At 48.9% G+C, this 16,637-nt stretch carries 12 protein-coding genes; 7 read left to right on the forward strand and 5 right to left on the reverse strand.

Going from position 1 to position 16,637, the window contains the following annotated elements; all coding sequences use genetic code 11:
• Positions 1-52: 52 nt before the first annotated feature.
• The 3 genes from PHV74_02945 (at position 53) to PHV74_02955 (ending at position 7,194) form a co-directional block, all read left to right on the forward strand.
• On the forward strand, positions 53-4,162 hold the full coding sequence (locus PHV74_02945) for an endo-1,3-alpha-glucanase family glycosylhydrolase (GenBank protein MDD5093322.1): 4,110 nt from the start codon (positions 53-55) through the stop codon (positions 4,160-4,162).
• A 333-nt stretch (positions 4,163-4,495) separates the two neighbouring features.
• Positions 4,496-5,422, forward strand: a complete 927-nt coding sequence (locus tag PHV74_02950; GenBank protein MDD5093323.1) for an SDR family oxidoreductase — start codon at positions 4,496-4,498, stop codon at positions 5,420-5,422.
• Between the two features lie 263 nt (positions 5,423-5,685).
• Positions 5,686-7,194: an oligosaccharide flippase family protein gene (locus PHV74_02955; GenBank protein ID MDD5093324.1), complete on the forward strand. Its 1,509-nt coding sequence runs from the start codon at positions 5,686-5,688 to the stop codon at positions 7,192-7,194.
• A gap of 269 nt (positions 7,195-7,463) precedes the next feature.
• Here PHV74_02955 and PHV74_02960 read toward each other — a convergent pair whose 3' ends face one another.
• From PHV74_02960 to PHV74_02975, 4 genes are all read right to left on the reverse strand, one after another.
• Entirely contained in the window at positions 7,464-8,522 is a 1,059-nt protein-coding gene (locus PHV74_02960; protein ID MDD5093325.1) for a GNAT family N-acetyltransferase, read from the reverse strand.
• Between the two features lie 22 nt (positions 8,523-8,544).
• Complete coding sequence (locus tag PHV74_02965) at positions 8,545-9,123, reverse strand: GNAT family N-acetyltransferase (protein MDD5093326.1); 579 nt, start codon at positions 9,121-9,123, stop codon at positions 8,545-8,547.
• A gap of 399 nt (positions 9,124-9,522) precedes the next feature.
• Complete coding sequence (locus PHV74_02970) at positions 9,523-10,662, reverse strand: IS630 family transposase (GenBank protein MDD5093327.1); 1,140 nt, start codon at positions 10,660-10,662, stop codon at positions 9,523-9,525.
• A gap of 78 nt (positions 10,663-10,740) precedes the next feature.
• Positions 10,741-11,757, reverse strand: a complete 1,017-nt coding sequence (locus PHV74_02975) for a polysaccharide deacetylase family protein (GenBank protein MDD5093328.1) — start codon at positions 11,755-11,757, stop codon at positions 10,741-10,743.
• A gap of 230 nt (positions 11,758-11,987) precedes the next feature.
• Between PHV74_02975 and PHV74_02980 the strand changes: the two genes are divergently transcribed.
• The 3 genes from PHV74_02980 to PHV74_02990 all read left to right on the forward strand — a co-directional run bounded on the left by PHV74_02980 (position 11,988) and on the right by PHV74_02990 (position 13,671).
• On the forward strand, positions 11,988-12,158 hold the full coding sequence (locus PHV74_02980; protein ID MDD5093329.1) for a transposase: 171 nt from the start codon (positions 11,988-11,990) through the stop codon (positions 12,156-12,158).
• 51 nt (positions 12,159-12,209) lie between these two features.
• Positions 12,210-13,241, forward strand: coding sequence for an IS630 family transposase (locus PHV74_02985; protein MDD5093330.1), 1,032 nt, complete (start codon positions 12,210-12,212; stop codon positions 13,239-13,241).
• A gap of 124 nt (positions 13,242-13,365) precedes the next feature.
• On the forward strand, positions 13,366-13,671 hold the full coding sequence (locus PHV74_02990; protein ID MDD5093331.1) for a transposase: 306 nt from the start codon (positions 13,366-13,368) through the stop codon (positions 13,669-13,671).
• Positions 13,672-14,070: 399 nt separating this feature from the next.
• Here the strand turns inward: PHV74_02990 and PHV74_02995 are convergent, their stop codons facing one another.
• Positions 14,071-16,143 (reverse strand): DUF2206 domain-containing protein, encoded by a 2,073-nt coding sequence (locus tag PHV74_02995; GenBank protein MDD5093332.1) that lies wholly within the window; start codon positions 16,141-16,143, stop codon positions 14,071-14,073.
• Positions 16,144-16,432: 289 nt separating this feature from the next.
• Here PHV74_02995 and PHV74_03000 point away from each other — a divergent pair.
• The coding region (locus PHV74_03000; GenBank protein MDD5093333.1) for a hypothetical protein at positions 16,433-16,637 on the forward strand (205 nt) is incomplete at its 3' end.

Here is a 16,637-nt window from a genome sequence, read left to right on the forward strand (position 1 = left end):
TTTACTTTTGTTAACCTTATTACTACCAACATGGGATTGAGGGGGCAGGCAGATGAAGCGATCAAAATACCGCAAGACGTCATTTGGCGGAGAAGTGGTAACCGGCAAAAAGACCAAACTTTTCCTGCAATTGCTGATGGTAATGCTGGTGATGGCAAGCACCGCGGGTGTGGTCTTCTACAAAAACGCTGATTCGGCATCTCACCCTCTCCTCGATAAAGCGACCTCAGCGGCAATCGCTCATGCCGATCTCCCGGGGAATAGCCCGTCCGGGCTGGAACCACTCACAGCTGCTATTTCCATACCCGCAAGCACGCTGGAAACAGCCTCCCATATGGGTGCTCCCGCTAATCAGGTTTCAGGTGGCGAGGTGCCCAATATAAGTACAGCAAGTGCCAACGTCACTCTGACGATGGCCAGGGAGGGAAGCGGCATCATCTATCCGACCACAGGCAATCATGACTATGCCCAGGGAACAGTGGTCATAGTCATGGCCACACCGGAAAGCGGATGGCGATTTGACGGCTGGACGGGTGACGTGGTCAATCCGAATTCCGCCACTACCCCGGTCAAGATGGACTCGAACAAAACTGTCACTGCAAACTTCTCCAGGATTTCAGGAAGTGGCGGTGCCGACAGCTCCTATACACTTACCATGGCAATAAGCGGAACCGGCACCACAAATCCGGCCGCTGGGACCTCTACTTATTCCGGCGGGACAGTCGTCAATATCTCAGCCACTGCAGCAACAGGCTGGCGATTCACCGGATGGACGGGTGATGTGGGCAATAGTAATTCTCCCTCCACCACCATCACCATGAGCGCCAACAAGAGCGTGACCGCCACATTCGCCAGGGTTCAAGTTCAATATGCTCTATCTACCAGTGTGAGTCCCTCTCAGAGCGGCACGATCAGCCCGGCGAGCGGAAGCTATGCAGCAGGGAGTTGGGTGATACTTACCGCCACCCCCGCCACGGGTTACAATTTCCTTGCCTGGAGCGGAGATGTCACTGGGAGCCAGAATCCAGCAACGGTTACCATGGATGCTGCTAAGAATGTAACCGCCATGTTCACCAAAAACCTGAATATTTTATCAACGAGCATCAGCCCAACCGGTAGCGGCGCCATCAGCCCAAACAGCGGAATTTATGCTGCCGGGAGCCAGATCACCCTCACCGCCACACCTGCCTCCGGCTATTTCTTCAGCGGTTGGGGAGGAGCCGTCAGCGGAAGCCAGAATCCCCTTACTCTGACGATGGGCTCCGATATGAACATCACAGCCACTTTCACCAAAGTGCAGAATACCTTATCTACGAGCATCAGCCCGGCCGGTAGCGGCAGAGTCAGCCCAAGCAGCGGGAGCTATGCCGCCGGGAGCCAGATCACCCTTACCGCCACACCTGCCTCCGGCTATTTCTTCAGCGGTTGGGGAGGAGCCGCCAGCGGAAGCCAGAATCCCTTTACCCTGACAATGGACTCTTCCAAGGCCGTCACTGCCACTTTCACCAAGAGTCAATACACCTTATCCACAAGCATCAGTCCTTCAGGGAGTGGCAGCATCAGCCCGGGCAGCGGCAGCTACGGTGCCGGAAACCAGGTAACTCTTACCGCCATACCCGCCTCTGGATACACCTTTAGCGGATGGAGTGGGGCAACCACCGGCACGCAAAACCCGGCCACCGTTACTATGGATGCCAACAAGAGCGTCACCGCAACCTTCACCAAAGTCCAATACACCCTTTCCAGCAGCATCAGTCCCGCCGGTGGCGGCGTCATCAGCCCGAGCAGCGGCACATACGGCGCCAGAAGCCAGGCGACTCTCACCGCCACACCCGCTTCCGGCTACACCTTCACCGCCTGGGGAGGATCGGCCAGCGGGAATCAGAATCCTTTGACCATCACCATGGACGGGAACAAGAGCATCACCGCGACTTTTACGAGGATTCAATACGCCCTCTCCACCACTGTCAGTCCTGCCGCCAGCGGTACGGTGAGCCCGGCCAGCGGCAGCTATGAATCCGGGAGTTCAGTGACATTAACCGCCACTCCCTCGGCGGGATACAGCTTTAGCGCCTGGAGCGGAGCCATCACCGGCAGCCAGAACCCGGTAACCATTACCATGAATGCTGCCAGGAACGTCACCGCGACTTTCACCAAAGACGTCACCTATACTCTCACTGCCAGCCTCAGCCCTGCCGGAAGCGGAACCATCAGCCCGAACAGCGGAACCTATGCCGCCGGGAGCAGGGTAATTCTTACCGCAACAGCCGCATCCGGTTATACCTTCACTGGATGGAGTGGGGCAATTGCCAGCACCCAGAACCCGGTTACCATTACTATGAATGCTGCCAAGAGCGTGACCGCCACCTTCACCAAGCTTCAATATGCCCTGTCCACCAGTGTCAGTCCCACGGCCAGCGGTACGATCAGCCCAGCGAGTGGAAGCTATGCAGCCGGCAGTTCAGTAGTCTTGACCGCCACACCTGCCGCGGGATACAGCTTCAGCGCCTGGAGCGGAGCTGTCACCGGCAGCCAGAACCCGGTAACCGTTACCATGGATGCCGCCAAGAGTGTAGTTGCCACGTTCACCAATGTTCAGTATACTTTATCCACGAGCCTTAGTCCTTCGGGCAGCGGCAGTATCAGCCCGAGCAGCGGGAGCTATGCGGCTGGAAGCCAGGTAACCCTCACCGCCACACCTGTTTCCGGATACAGCTTCAGCAGTTGGGGCGGTGATGCCTTCGGCAGTCAAAATCCCCTGACCATCACAATGGATTCCAATAAGAGTATCTCTGCTACCTTCTCCACCACCAACAGTGCTCCCTTCTCTTCGGGATTCTATCGCCTGAGGTTTGAGTTATCAACTACTTCGGATTGGGTAAGCCTCCAATTTGTGAATCCGGAATTCGTTCTGGCATCAAGGTTTGTTGCCAAGTCTGGAGTTTCTGTCAACGCCGACATATCGAAGATGGACACCGGTCATATGATCTTAACCCAACCTCTTGCGAATGCCACGGCAAAACAGAACGTCAGTATGACAGTAGACTATGCGCTGCCTGCGAGTATCCTGAACAGCCCTCCCAACTTCGTCCTTAAGAAAGGCAATCTCAATCAGGTCACTTTGCGCGTCTATAGTGTTTCAGAGAATCAACTCACTCTCATCCATGAAGTCCAAGTTGGCCAAACCACCCTTCAATTTGCACTTCAATTTCCACTAAATGTAACCGAGCTGATGAGCATAACACCTGATCCGCTGCCAAACAGTTCAACACAAAAACTCCTGTTGGCATTCTATTACCCCTGGTATGACACTAGTTCATGGAATAGTCCCAACTTGAGTGATCATCCCCTGCTTCGGTTGCCTTCCAGCTCACCTGCACTAATGGAGGCCCATATCACACAAGCCAAGAATGCTGGCATTGATGGATTCATATCCTCTTGGCCAGCACCTGGCTACTATGAAGATTTGAACTTCAAGAAACTACTTGATATTGCACAGAATCACGAATTTCAGATCACAGCTTATTTCGAAGCGTTGGCAATGAACGGAACTCTTACCAGGGATGAAATTGCTGGCCGACTTGCATATCTGATATCCACTTACGGCAATCATCCGGCATTTGTCAAACATTGTGGAAAACCAGTGATCATCATCTACGCTTCCAGTCATCTTTCCACTAACGTATGGGGAGGAATTTTTGATGAACTTCGCGCCAAAGGGCTTGACGCTGTCTTTATTGGTGCGGGTTACACGGAAGAAAATCTCACAGTTTTTAATGGCATCCATCAATATAATACTGTCATTGATCCGAACTTCGGAAAGGCAGCGGAAAACGGGTCTCGATTGGTACGTTCTTACGAGATGCTAAATGATCCTCATGCCCAGCGCATATGGGCGGCAACAGTTCAGCCGGGTTGCGATGATCGATTACTCGGGAAGACCCCTAGCCATTATGTTGATCGCAGAAATGGCGATACCTATCGGCAGACTTTTGAGGCAGCACTGCAAAGCAATCCTAACTGGATATTCATCACCTCGTGGAACGAGTGGCCAGAGAATTCACATATTGAGCCAGGCGAGAAATATGGTGACCAGTATTTGCAGATCACTAAAGAGTATGCCGACAAATGGAAGAATGGCTCTAAAGCCAATGAAACATGATAGCCTTATGACATATGGATGATTCATTGGCTTTAGAGTTAGTTAGGCGGCTTCACAGAAGAATCCAAGCCCATGGATACCACGGGAAAACGCGTGGTGTCCAGTTCACTTCAATTGAATGCCTTGATAAACTTCCCACGACCTTACGGTCGGGGTATTACTTCAGGTCAAACTTCGTTTGCCCTGCTTTCGCAGGGAGAACTTCCTCCCTCGACCACAATGGTCGGGGAATCAAGTTTCGTAAGTTGAATCTGGGTGCGAGCCTGAAGTCTTTTCTAATCCAAAACATGAGCCTAATTGTTTATCGCGGGCTTATTGCTTATAATAGGGGTCATGAAGAAAAGAGTGGTTGTCACAGGAGGAGCCGGTTTTATCGGATCCCACCTCGCTGTCGAATTGGCACGCCGGGGCTGCTATATCACTATCATCGATGATCTCTCCACCGGGAAGAAAGAAAACATCGAGGGACTGCTGTCAAAGGGTAATGTCCAATTTGTGCATGATAGCATCACTAATCTCCCCCTGCTTCAGCAGCTTTCTAGGAACGCTGACTGGATATTTCATCAAGCAGCCATCGCCAGTGTGCCCAGCAGTATTGATAATCCCTTGGCATCCCACGAGGTCAATGTAACGGGGACCCTGAATGTGCTCCTAGCGGCTAGGGACAATGGCGTCAGAAAAGTCGTTGTTGCATCTTCCTGTGCGATTTATGGCGATCCTGTTGTACTGCCGGTGTGCGAGCACATGCCCTCCGATCTCCAATCACCCTATGCTGCAACCAAATTGGCTATGGAGCACTACTGCGATGTTTTTCAGCGCGTCTATAACCTCCCAAGTATTTGCTTGAGATATTTCAACGTCTATGGCCCCGGCCAGAGCCCTGATTCGCAGTATGCAGCAGTTGTCCCCAAGTTCATTCAACACGTGCGAGAAGGAAATTCTCCTGCTGTCTTTGGAGATGGGGAACAGACTAGGGATTTTGTCTTTGTACGTGATGTGGTGGAGGCGAACATTCTTGCGGCTGAAAGTGATGTCACCGGCATTTTCAACATCGGAAGCGGAGAACACATCTCTCTGAATACGTTGGCAGAAAAGATTATCCGACTCATGAACAAGGATGTCAGAACAATTCACAAGGAGCCCAGACTGGGCGATATTCGCCATAGCCTGGCTGACATTTCCAAAGCTCAAATATTTGGCTACAGGCCAAAATATGATTTGGAATCCGGGCTGAGAGAAATCTTGGGGAGACTGAATTGAATTCCCGGGACTGACCTATGATGACTTTACCCCCTTCATTCTGGGCCTATAGGGCCTATTTAACGCTGATGGATTCTGTATTGTGGTTCCTCTGGACTGGTTGTGGAATTTGCCGTTCTCATCTGAGCCTTCAGTTTATCCGCGCTGATGAAGGGCGCGAATGACACTAACAATTATAACATCCAACCGCTCTGAAACCACACACCCTACACTATTTGAGATGTTATGCCCCACAGCAAAAACACTTGTTTTCATGCTCCACAATGACGGACGGTAAACACAACGAAGAGGCCTCTTCTCAATCTGTTGGCGAGCCGCAGAGATTTGCTCTCGATATCATCTGGGTGGCCATAGCACAGGTATTCACCTCAGCAATAGCCATCTTTACCTTACCCGCTCTGACTAAGTCTTATTCCTCAGAAACTTTCGGTATATGGGTCCAGGTCAGTATGACAGTCAGCTTACTGACCCCGCTTTTCGTTCTACAACTAGGGACTGCACTGGTCAGATTTCTGACTGCCAGCGCAGCCAAGGAGAAAAAACGTCAGATCTTCGGCGCAATGCTCATCCCCATCCTCGTTTTCTCAGGCCTTGTCGCGGTGGCTGCAATGCTGCTGGCGCAACACCTCTCCTCGGTTATTTTCGCTAGCCCTGCTCATGCCACTTTTGTTCGTTTGGCTGTCCTCTGGACCATTGTTGAGGCGCTCTTCTTTTTTGGTATTTCCTACCTGCGCGCTGATGGTAAGATCAAGACGTTGTCAACTGTTTCGGCAGGTGTCGCTGTGGCTAAGATGGTGCTGATAGTAACACTGGCCAAATCGGGGTTTGGATTGCAATGGGTGATTATCAGCGTGATAGTGGCAGAGCTAGGGTTTACATTAGTGGTTTTCGGTCTCATTATTAGGGAGATCGGATTTCCCAAGCCAAATACCATGGGTCTAGGGGAATTCCTTGCTTTCAGTATCCCTCAACTGCCCAGTAGCCTTTTATTGTGGATAGTCAGTTCCAGCGACCGGTATTTCATTACTCATCTGATCAGTATATCACAAGCCGGGGTCTACTCATCATCCAATACCTTAGCCAGTTTGATGGCTCTGTTTTATGCCCCAATCGGCTTTGTCCTTTACCCTACCCTGTCAAAAGCCTGGGAGCAAAATCGGCTGGTAGAAGTAAGAAACTATCTTGAGTACTCAACCAAGCTTTTTCTGACTCTGGCTATCCCCGCTACTGCCGGGCTAGCCATCTTGTCGCAGGCCCTCTTGAATCTCCTGACTACCCCGGAATTTTTGGTCGGAGGGAGATTGGTGCTACTGGTTGCAATTGGGGCCGTATTTCTAGGAATATACCAGATGAATCTCTATATTGTCCTTCTGGTACGGAAGACCAAATGGTTGCCTTTGTTCGTAGGGGCCGCGGCAGCAATCAGTGTTGGCACTAACGTTGCTTTGATCCCCCGAATCGGGATCATGGGAGCTGCGGTTTCTAACATTGCTTCGTATTTTCTCTTGGCCTCAATTGTGTCTTTGTGGGCAAGAGAGACCGTTCACTATAGCATCGATCTGCTGTATCTAGGCAAAGTCATTGTAGCGACTTTGGTTATGGGCTTGTGTCTATGGGTGATGGACCTTAATGGTCCTTTCGGGATTATTCTGGGAGCATTTTCGGGAATGGTCATATTTGGCATCGGACTTCTCTTGATGAGAGCCTTTTCAGAGCAAGATAAACAGCTTGTCAGGGAGACCGTTAGGGCTCTGATGCCATCAAAGCGTTAGCGTGGGAAGTTAATCCCATAGTAAGCGATGCGGCTTTTGCACCAAATGAGGTACATAATTGCAGTGGTGTAATGAAAACATGCACCTGGAAAAGAGTAGTAGATACCCACGCCTTTACAGGCGTGGCACTTGCGGGTTCAAGCGGAGCTTGTCCTGCTCGGCTCTCACGCCCCGTCTTCACAGGCGGGGAACTCCCGCTTGATTAGAAAGGTGTTCTAGTGCAATTCCCTCTGTCTATCTTGCATGACTTCGATGTCCGTTTTTCCATCCTATTTCAATGCGGATTCAATGATGCTCTGTCTTATCCGTTCAGGCAGCTTTGGCACGACAAACCTCCCCATCCTGAACGCGTATTCGCGCAAAAGGAAGGCTCTTCTATTCAATGGCAGCATAACCGAGTAATCTTGGCCAAAAGTCAGCCCAAACTTAGCTTTCTGCTTATGGTGAACTTCTTGCGGGTCGGAACTATTGGATCCCATATTCAGACGGCGATAGCCGTGGCCCTGGGTCCATTTAAGAAGTTCCCAGATCAGACTGTAGTTTATAGTGTCATAACGGGCTGTCCTGTCAAGCCCCATGTATGGCACATGAACGGTCTTGCTGGGCTCATGAACAAAGAAGCCCATTCCACCGATGGCCCTATCCTGATTTGTGAGCAAGATTATGTGAAAATTCGTCGGGTGAAGTGATTGGAAAAGCTCCTGGAAAAAGGATTCAACATATGGGATAGCGCCGATATGCAGAATGTTTTGGCGATATAATTCATAGAATATTCCCATATCCTCAGCAGTGGTTACTTCCGTACTCAGATAGCCACCTTTGCGAATTCGATTGATTCGTTTTCGCTCCTCCGCCCTGAGAATATCATTCCAGATAATCTCCGGCGGCTTATCCTCAAGATCGATCTTCATCACCCCGTGACTGGTGTCCAGGCGTGATCCTGGAATGGCCGCTGCCTTACTCATCTCTTCGTCTGAAAAGTGTACAATAGCATACGTAATTCCCATTCTTTTGGCTGAACTCTGCAAATGTTGAACCAGTGCTTGCACCACTGGCTTGGCCAAGCCTTCTGCGCACAATGGGCCTCCATAATCGGAATAACTTAACGAATCCAAAACCCTGATGAGCGCAAGTTCTTTCCGTATCACAAAAGGGCAGAGCCCGATCATTTCACGATTTGAGTCCCGAACCACTAGGTAGTGAGGCTTAACATTGAAACACTTCTCTAGGATGTTCCTCCATGCCAGTGTGTGGTAGAAGGTTCCCTGTGGGGATTTGGCCACAAAATCCTCCCACTCTTTCTCGTCGCTCAGAGGTTCAACAATCATTTGTGATTTCCCCCCTTAATGATTAATCCCGCGTGCTGATGGGTTTCTCAAATACCTTTCGCAATGAGAATAACCTCATGCAGCTGACGGATTTCGTTTTGCGAAAACCCAACGCTTCAATCGATTTCACCGAAGGAACATTATCGATTTCAACATACGCGAGCATCTTCTTAAATCCCATTGATTGAGCTAATCGCAACCTTTCCTCATTGATCTTTTCCCCTAAGCCCATCCGGCGGAATTCCGGAAATACCAACCGGTCATACATCAATGACTCCGAATCGGCGAGACGAATCTCTGCCTCGAAGAGTTCTTCATACTTCACTTTCTGCGTGTAAATCCAGCCAAATCCAGCGGGCTTGTTATTCACGCTCACCACAAGACAGATATCTCCCTCACTGATTTTTCGCAGAGCTTCTTGGTGAGAATAACCATCATCATCTGAGGTAAGAATAACTCCCTGGAACAATTCGCTGCTAATGTCTTCTTTGGAAAGGACTTTAATTTCAGCAGGAACTTTGGTGATCACCGTTGGTATTTCTGAATCGAGCGAGCGTTCGTAGACAATCATTGTGACGTATTTGAATCCAAGACGGTTCACTATCAGTCTCCTGAATGCTAAAGCATAGCGCGACCGGCCCCATAGTTTTAATCTCTGTTTAAGCATAATAAAAACCTATTCTCCTCCCAACCGAATCAATAATCAGTTCAACTGGATGATCGAATTTGAGAATGCCACATCTTGTGCGTGGTCCTCAAGAACATACGAGGCAATCATCCCATGTGACCAAACGTTCGCTTTAGGGTCCTCACATGGCACAAAAGGGTCGCCACGTAATAAGCACTGCTCAGAACGCGTAGACATTCGCACTTCCGGTGTAAATGCCCATCGATGTGACCAATTGCATCGTTGCCAGAGTAAATTGATTTAGCTTCCTTCTGCGAGTGTTTTCCCAGTGGGATATCCATGCTAGTATATCGTTTCATTAAAGTATATCCATTAAAAAGCAGGGGCAAAATCAAATTTCTTCCATCGATGTACCCCGGGAGAATCGTTGATTTCCTTGACCCCTAACAGGATTCTTTCCTTGAGTTCCTGTTTGGAATTGACGCGAATGTGCTTCAGAAATGTTCTGGCCATTTTCCCGAAAAGCGTTTCGACCAGATTTAGCCAGGAGCCGTGTGTAGGCGTATGAATATAAACGAATCGTCCCGGTCTTCCGGCAAGGTATTTCATCGTCTCCTTGGAGATGTGGGCCGAATGGTTATCCAGGATGATACGGATGGTAGATTCCGCCGGGTAGTAAGCATCCAGATCCTTAAGCAGCGATATGAACTCCCGGCTGCGATGCCTGTCATGAACCTGGGCAGTCACATGACCGTTATGCAAATCCAGGGCCGCCAAGATCGACAATGTCCCGAGGCGCTTGTACTCATAGTCCCGCATCACTCGGGATTGCTGTCCTGGTTCAGGCATGATATCGGGGGCGACATTCTTGATGGCCTGAAGCCCCGGTTTTTCATCTACAGATACGGTGATGACCGGCGGTGCGCCACTCATTTCCTCCGCTTCGTTTTGAAGATTGACCTCCTTGTACACGCACAAAACATTCGCCATTTTCTGCTCAAACTCAGGATCGCGTTTCTCCAGGTAATAGGCCATCTTATGAGGGCGTATCGGATGTCCTTCAAGTATCCTCTGTATCGTAGCCTTGGCCGCTTTCTGCAAACAATCGTGTCCCGCTTCCGGTCCATATCTCCTGGCATGAGCCGCCAGAGCGCTCCGCGTCCATATCTCAGCGGCATAGCCATACTCGGTCGGTTTCTTGCAGGCCAGATTAATGACCCAAGCCTTCGCTGCTTCGGTAATCACCGGTTCCTTGGGACGATGATACTTGTCTTTCAGCCCTTCTTCGATACCCACGGCCAGCGCCTTGTCTACCCACTTGTAAATGGTCGGCCTGCTGACGTGAGTCACTCTTTCAATCTCGGTGATTGGCATGCCTTCTGAGTATCGTAACAAGATGTTAGCCCGCTGCGCTTCTCTGACCGGCGCCTTTCGTGAACCGGCCAGTTGCTGTAGCTGTTCTTTCTTGTCCTGCCCGAGGACCAGTGTTGGCCTGCGAGTCTTGCGTGGCATATGGATTCCCTCCTATCCTTTCTGCAACCAATATACCACGAATTGCTTTATATGTAAATATTATGATGAAACATTATACTAGTCCTCCCATCTCCTCTGCATTGCAGAATGCAGATCTCCCCATAACCCACAAAACATAACCTTGAATTTACTGCTATCTTCAAGTATTGGGATTCTACCCAGACGGAAAATATCATCCTTTGAGCTAATCAGTTTGTTGGGTAATACAGAAACAGCACAGTTGAATCCACATCCCTTGACAAAGTCAGCCAATTGGGGGCTAAGATTCCCATTGGGATAGGAAAAGGTAGCAGTCTCCTTGCCAAGCTTCTCCTCAAGATCTTTCTTGGATTGAAGAATCTCATATTTGGCCTGCTCTAATGGCAAATTGGTCAGAATAGGGTGATTGACTGTGTGAGCACCAAACACGACGCCGTGGTTGCTCATTTCTCCGATCTCATCCCAAGACAAAATAAGCTCTTTACCTAAGTCCATAGGGATATCTACGCCAGAAATAGTGAGCAGTTTTTCTATCAAAACAAGCTTTCTCTCTTCAGATAACGTCTTTAATCTCTCAACAATTAAAGACCCAGCATGAGCTTTAGCGAGAGCAGCATGAGTGGAATAAATTCCAAGTTCGTCCAAATTAAGTTGATTGGCAATGCTGTGATGAATAACATAGTTTACCTTATCCCACCAGAATAAGTTGCCAGTGCCGATATGCCCAGTAGCAGGGAAAATAGTGGCCGGGATGTGGTATTTTCTGAGAATTGGATAGGCGTAGATATAATTATCTTTGTAGCCATCATCAAATGTGATTACCACCGCTTTTTGTGGAAGGCCATTTCCTTGCTCGATATCTTCTGCCAGCCTCGCAAGTGGAAGAATCTCATAATTTCGACATAAATATTCGATTTGCTTTTCGAAACGCTCAGGACTCTCTGGTTCAAGAGACCAGCTATCCCTTTTGGGGCAGACCCGATGATACATTAGCACAGCCACCTGAGATTTGGTGAGCTTTCTTCGAAGAAAGGCGTAAGCACCTAATACCCCAAGATTATCAGCTGTTGTCGTTACTAATGCCTTCATCTCCATTTTATAACCCTTTATTGATAGAGCAACCTGCCATTGCTATTTTTATATCTGGCCTCTCTGTTGAGTGCTCTTTATTTTTCTCTGCTTCCAGTAGATACCCACGGACATAGCCCGCGGAACTCTGCAGTTCGGTTTCTTTACCCCTTTTTGTGTCCCATTTTAACTGACGGTCTACACGCTATCAAGCTCCATCTCCTCCTGGACATGATGGTTATCTGCCGGATTTCGCGGTGATCACCGATGGCAAGGCGGCCGATGTTACCACCGCTCGTCATTTCACCCTTCCCACCGGCAGCATCGTCGCCGTGGATCGCGGCTACTATGATTTCGATCTTTTCGCTCAATGGAATAGCTCCAGTGTTTTCTTCGTTACCCGGCTCAAAAGCAACGCCGCTTACTAATAAGTTCATAAGTAACTAGACTTTTCCCTGGGTTTCTGGTACGATATAGTTGTGCGAGATAATGATGCCAGAAAGCTTGACCATCAGACCCTTGAGCAGATACGAATGCGCGCGGTACAACAGATCGAGCAAGGCGAGCATCCGGATGATCTGGCTCGTACGTTGGGCCTGGCGCGCTCCACAGTATTTGGTTGGATGGCCCGATATAGGGAAGGTGGCTTGGATGCGCTCAAAGCGCAGCCCGTGCCGGGTCGGCCACCGAAGCTGGTGGGAAGTCAGTTGAATCGGCTGTATGACTTGGTTGTCGGTAAAGACCCACGTCAGTTGCGCTTCGAATTCGCATTGTGGACCCGGGAGATGGTGCGAGAGTTGATTCACCGAGAGTTCAACATCAGGCTGTCCGCGGTAAGTGTAGGACGGTTGTTGCATAAGATGGGGCTTTCGCCACAGCGTCCTCTCTGGAGGGCATATCAGCAGAATCCGGCGGCCGTGGAGCGGTGGAAGAACGAAACATATCCGGCCATCCGTGCACAGGCAGCGGCCGAAGGAGCGACCATCTACTTTGGGGATGAGGCTGGAGTTCGAAGCGATTACCATGCTGGCACCACCTGGGCTCCGGTCGGGCAGACCCCGATGGTGCGTACGACCGGAACACGCACATCGTTGAACCTTATCTCCGCTATCACCACGAAGGGCGCATTGCACTTTTCCACCTTTGAAGGTAATCTGGACTCCCCCAAGTTTATCGACTTCTGCAGCCGACTGATGCAGGACACCATGGGACCGGTATTTCTCATAGTAGACGGCCATCCGGTGCATCGCTCCAAGGCGGTAAAAGAGTTTGTGGATTCCACCCAGGGTCGGTTGCGTCTTTTTCGTTTTCCGTCGTACTCTCCTGAACTCAATCCTGACGAATGGGTTTGGAAGAACGTCAAGGCAGACCGTGTCGGCCGAGCTGGCATAACCACCATCAAAGGAGACCTTGCCACCAAGGTGATTGCCGCATTGGACCGTCTCAAAGAACTTCCCCATCTGATCCGCGGATTCTTCGCAGACCATAACCTGCGCTATGTCACTGCCTGATCTGTCCATATATTTATGCACGTATTAGTATATCCGTAGAGAACCGTCCTTTGCCCCAGCGATCCAATATCCTTGCCGACCAGATGATTCGCTTCACGGGCCCAATTGCCCGTCTGCAGTACCCTTGGCCGTTGCGCCGGGTAGTGTGGTATGGGATGCCCAAAACCAGAAGGAGATCGAGCTTCTCACCAATCACCTTCGCTTTGGATCCACCACTATCGGGAATATCTACCGGGACCGCTGGGAGATCGAACTGTTCTTCAAGGTACTCAAGCAGCATCTGAAGATCAAGACCTTCGTCGGCACCAGCCCCAACGCTCTCAAAACCCAGATTTGGACAGCATTGATTGCGCTGCTGATTCTCAAGTATCTCCAGTTCCGCTCTCAATGTAACTTGCCCTCTGGCACTTGGTGGCTCTCCTTCAGCTGAACCTGTTCTCCTATCGCGATCTCTGGAGTTGGCTCGATGATTCCTTCGAAACTCCACCCCAACTGCCGGACCCCCAGCTCAGGCTGGTATTTTAGACAACATCTCTAGTCTTGGTCCATCTACACTTCGAAAATGGGGAGGGAATTCATTACGCAGACCTACTCTTCAGACGCGAAAAACTCATCCAATACGTGATCAGAAAAGTATTTTGGACAGCAGTGTTGTTAGATAGTTAACTACAGTGTTTTCCCTACTTCTAAGCCCCATCGCTGTAGATCAAATCAGCGCCATCAAATTGCTGCCGTACGCAGTGAAATCGTGCAACTGTTTACCGTTCTTCCATCTTACTCCAATGTCTTGACATCTAATCATCGCGGGTTGGCCTCTTCTCTTTATCTCTTATCTCCAAACCTCGGACCCGCCGTTGTCATAAATGAGAATTCTTTTAGCAAATGATGATTGGTAGTTTGTTAGATTCTGCTCTTTGACATTGTGGTCTAACAAGACGCCAGTTGTGACGTCAAAATAACGGAGATAAATATAACCATAATTAACTTCCCTGTGCAGATCAATCATTATAGTATAATAAACTGGGGAGGGGATTTCACCCTGGCTTATCAATCTCGTTCCCCCGAGATAGTCTGTGAATATCAAGTCAGTCGGGCTACTTTCGGCCTTTAACCAGTGAGCAGCAGAGGATTCTTGTTCATGAATATATTTAATGTTGTAGTCTTGCCCAGCTGAGTTAAGAATCATTGATCTGGGAAAATTAAATATCTGGTATATCATACCAGTCGTGCTCATGAAGTAAGGAATAAGAGCTATTAATACCACTATATATCTCCATTTGATGCGGAGGAACCCGGCGGTTCGCATGGCTCCAATGACAAAGAATGATGCTAGGACAGTCAACACTTGGCAGTAGGTTCTGTCCTCGGCATAGTTTTGAAAAACGTAAGGAAAAACTACACCGGTTGCAAGAACTGCAGAGCAGGCTAGAATGAGAGTAAGAAATTGAACATCCAGTTTCTTCGATGAGGTTCCGGAAGAACTGGGATTGGGTGAAGCGCTGAAACCGTTTGCCTTGCGGTAGTTAATACAGCTGATCAAGACCCCAATGACAAGCAAAGCAATGGTCAACCATGAGAAGACAAACTCGAGAATCTGCGGCGCGTCCTTGGACCCTATACCTATCCCAAGGGCTGCTGCTGTTCCATAGCCTCTGGATTGCGCATCTGCGAACTCGACCACGCTTTTCTGCGTATTGTGAATCTGGTCTATGCCGACTTTAAACACTACTTCGTTGATTTGTGCATACCAAAAGAAAAGAAGGGCTAAAACTACCAGCAATGTAGATAACGTTACTTTTTTTAAAACATAAGTTGGCAGAAGGCTCTGACGGGTAATAGTCTCGAGGGCATCAGTATCGTCCTTAAGAGAGTCCAAATTATGATCCAAGTTCAAATCCGGTTGTATTGAACCAGAGGTTTTTGTTCTGAATAGGATGATTCTTGAGACGACGCTTATTCCAAGCCACGTAAGTAACAGAACGGCGAGGAGGATATAAGAGGTTGAATAGTGAGACACAAGACAAGAGGCAACAAAGATAATAAAAAGAAGCTTTTTGGCGAAATCGGACAAACCCTCATGAAACAAAACCATGACGGAAAGAGCGAAGAAAAGAATGGCTATGGTGGTGCGTGAGCTGGCGGACGTCATTAGAAAGACGTTTTGAGCCATGAAGAAAAGGGACGCCAGGGAGGCGTAAAAACTGCTGAGATATTTTTTGGCGATGAGGTAAACCACCAGAGGAGAAAAGGAAAAGATAAGAGGATAAAATATCTTAAAGAGGTATTCAGAGTCCATATGCATGAATGCCTGGTAGACTGTCGGAAGTATTGAAATACTCAAACAAGAATCAAAAGGATGGTCCATTATAGATTGCCAGTGGCCATTGTGGAAGGTCTGCTGAAAAAAGTAATATTCAGTGTTGGTATCGATGCCGATGATATGGGTTGACCTTAATGCCAACAGTAAGGTAAGGCAAACGGCGGTTGACAGGATCATTGGAGGATAAACGCTTTCAGAAACCTGTTTGTGCTTGATGCTGATGAATGTGAAGTAGGCAGGAATCACAACAAATAATGCCATCAGTACTATGTTGTTATCGGTGGCGTTCATCAGGCGCATGCCCATGATACCCAGAAATGGAAACGAAAAGGGGATAATCAAGAAGGATTTCTCCCTTAGATCGAGTTTGAAATCGGAAGATTGAATGAATGGATAGGGTTGATTTCTTAGGTAAGCAATGGCCGTCAATAACAGGGTGAGAATGCTTATGGAGACTAACAATGAGTTGGTGGCCAGTGGCGTATCATAACCGAATAGGGGGTATAGCCAATTGATGAAGAGCCCAAAGAACATCACAACTGAAACGCTCAGCCCAACCGATAGCACCAGTTTTTCGGTCAATACTAGTCTACTTAGATGCAAACAGTGAAGAATAAGGATACCAGGAACAAGTGTCAAAAAGGCGAATCCTAGCACTTGTCTAAGAAGAGGTATGTTCGCGAGAGTTGAGAAATCTGTTGCTACCAAGAAGATCATAATGAATAGCAGGAATGGGCTCGCGCTGGGGGATCGAAGGGATTTATGCATCATGGCACTTCTGAAAATAGCTACTTATTCTAGTATCATGTAACATTTAAATAAATTGATAAATTAGGTATAATCATGGTAAATCTTGAAGGAGGGATTTGCCATGAAGCCACGATACCGGGTGACATTGACAATGGAAGAACGCCAGGAACTTGAAGCCATGACTAGAACGGTCAAAACTAATGCAAGGCGATTTGTGCGTGCCCGGGCATTGCTTCTGTGTGATGCAGGAGAACATGGGCTGGCCTGGAGCGTGGCCGATACAGCCGAGGCGTTGGGAGTAAAGCGCAGCATGATAGAACACCTGA

Source organism: Dehalococcoidia bacterium (assembly GCA_028711995.1).
Classification (GTDB): domain Bacteria; phylum Chloroflexota; class Dehalococcoidia; order SZUA-161; family SpSt-899; genus JAQTRE01.

Coding starts and splice junctions, on each gene's coding strand:
- PHV74_02945 (MDD5093322.1), top strand. CDS start 53: ATGAAGCGATCAAAATACCGCAAGACGTCATTTGGCGGAGAAGTGGTA.
- PHV74_02950 (MDD5093323.1), top strand. CDS start 4,496: ATGAAGAAAAGAGTGGTTGTCACAGGAGGAGCCGGTTTTATCGGATCC.
- PHV74_02975 (MDD5093328.1), bottom strand. CDS start 11,757: ATGGAGATGAAGGCATTAGTAACGACAACAGCTGATAATCTTGGGGTA.
- PHV74_02960 (MDD5093325.1), bottom strand. CDS start 8,522: ATGATTGTTGAACCTCTGAGCGACGAGAAAGAGTGGGAGGATTTTGTG.
- PHV74_02970 (MDD5093327.1), bottom strand. CDS start 10,662: ATGCCACGCAAGACTCGCAGGCCAACACTGGTCCTCGGGCAGGACAAG.
- PHV74_02955 (MDD5093324.1), top strand. CDS start 5,686: ATGACGGACGGTAAACACAACGAAGAGGCCTCTTCTCAATCTGTTGGC.